Origin of the sequence: Gemmobacter nectariphilus DSM 15620, assembly GCF_000429765.1 — a bacterium.
In the GTDB taxonomy this organism is placed as follows: Bacteria; Pseudomonadota; Alphaproteobacteria; order Rhodobacterales; family Rhodobacteraceae; genus Wagnerdoeblera; species Wagnerdoeblera nectariphila.
The window spans coordinates 1-1,740 of record NZ_AUCM01000053.1 but is presented as its reverse complement, the minus strand read 5'-3'; the positions used below and the strand labels follow the sequence as shown (position 1 = coordinate 1,740).

Below are 1,740 nucleotides of genomic sequence, written 5' to 3'. Positions count from 1 at the left end.
GTAAGCGGTCGCTGGACCGCACGGTAGGCTTAGTTTGACGGCTTGAAGTTCCATGGGAGCAGCTCGTCGAGGCGGCTTTGCGGATGGCCGTTGGCGATGGCTGTCAGGGTGGCCTTGAGATAGGCAAAGGGCTCGATGCCGTTGATCTTGCAGGTTTCGATCAGCGAGGCGATGCGGCCCCAGGCCATGCCGCCCTCGTCATGGCCGGCGAAGAGTGCGTTCTTGCGATTGAGGGCGATGGGGCGGATCAGGTTTTCCACCCTGTTGGAGTCAATCTCGACGCGGCCGTCGGTCAGGAAGGTTTGCAACCCGTCCCAATGGTTGTGGATGTAGGTCAGCTTTTCGCCGAGCCGGGATTTAGCGGAGATCTTGCGGCGCTGCGCCTGAAGCCAGTCGCCGAAGGCGGCCACCAGCGGCGCAGTGCGGGCCTGACGGGCCGAGAGGCGCTGACCGGGTGAGACGCCCCTGATGTCGGCTTCGACGGCATAGAACTCGGCGATGCGGCGCAGGCCTTCGGCGGCGATCTCTGAGCCGTCGCGGTCGAAGACTTCCTTCAGTTTTCGCCTCGCATGCGCCCAACAGTGCGCCACCCGAATGGGCGCACCGCCCTTGCGCGAGGGCTTGGTCAGGCGGTTGTAGCCGGTATAGCCGTCGATCTGCAGGGTACCATCGAAGCCGGTGAGGAAGGTTTCGGCATTCTCGCCCGCGCGACCGGGGGCGTAGAAGTAGACCACTCCGGGCGGGTCCTCACCGCCCCAGGGCCGGTCATCGCGGGCCAGTGCCCAGAGATACCCGGTTTTGGTCACGCCGCGCCCCGGATCCAGCACCGGGGCAGTGGTTTCGTCCATGAACAGCTTGGATGAGCGCTTCAGGTGGTCGGCCAGCCGGTCGACGATGGGCTTCAGATGGAACGCGGCCTTGCCGACCCAGTCGGCCAAGACCGCGCGGTGCAGTTCCAGCCCCGCCCGTGCCAGGATCTGGCTCTGGCGATATAAGGGAAGGTGATCCGCATACTTGCTGACCAATACATGGGCGAGCGTCGCCTCGGTCGGCAGACCACCCATGATGAGGTGGTTGGGCGCAGGCGCTTGCGTCACCCCGTCGGTGCAGGTCCGGCAGGCATATTTCGGGCGCACGGTGACGATCACGCGCAACTGCGCGGGGACGATGTCCAGCCGTTCGCTGCGGTCCTCGCCGATCTTGTGCATGACGCCGCAGCCGCAGGGGCAGATCAGGCTGGCGGGTTCGATGACCTCTTCGATGCGCGGCAGTCCGGCAGGCAGATTGCCGATGGTGCGCTTCGGTGCGGGCTTGCTCGCTTTGTCACCCGGTTTGGCGGCACGGATTTCCTTTTCCGCCTCGACCTCGGCCAGCGCGATGGACAGGTCCTCGAAGGCCAGCTGCCGTTCATCTTCGGTCAGCTTTTCCGATCGCTTGCCATGCAGGGCATGGTTCAATTCGGCAATCAGATGCTCTTGGCGCCGGGTGATGTCCGTCAGCGCCGCCACGGTTTCCATCAACGCCAGCACCGCCGCACGTTGCGCGGCAGGGATGGCGGAAAGGTCGATGGCGGGTGCGGTTTGCATGGGCCGTGACTACCACAAAACCCCAGCAAAAACACGCCAAACCAAGCGGTTGATTCACTCTGCCGCAGTCGGCGGGCGGACCTCCAGCGCCTTGACCTTGCGCCAATCCAGCCCGGCAAACAGCGCCTCGAACTGGGCATGGTTCAGCGCAATC

1 protein-coding gene is annotated in these 1,740 nt (G+C 64.6%); it reads right to left on the bottom strand.

The features are described 5' to 3' along the window. Window positions 1–29: 29 nt before the first annotated feature. The gene (tnpC, locus tag G481_RS0118605) at window positions 30–1,586 is read right to left on the bottom strand and encodes an IS66 family transposase (RefSeq protein WP_028031322.1); all 1,557 of its coding nucleotides are present in this window, start codon (window positions 1,584–1,586) and stop codon (window positions 30–32) included. Window positions 1,587–1,740: the final 154 nt, after the last annotated feature.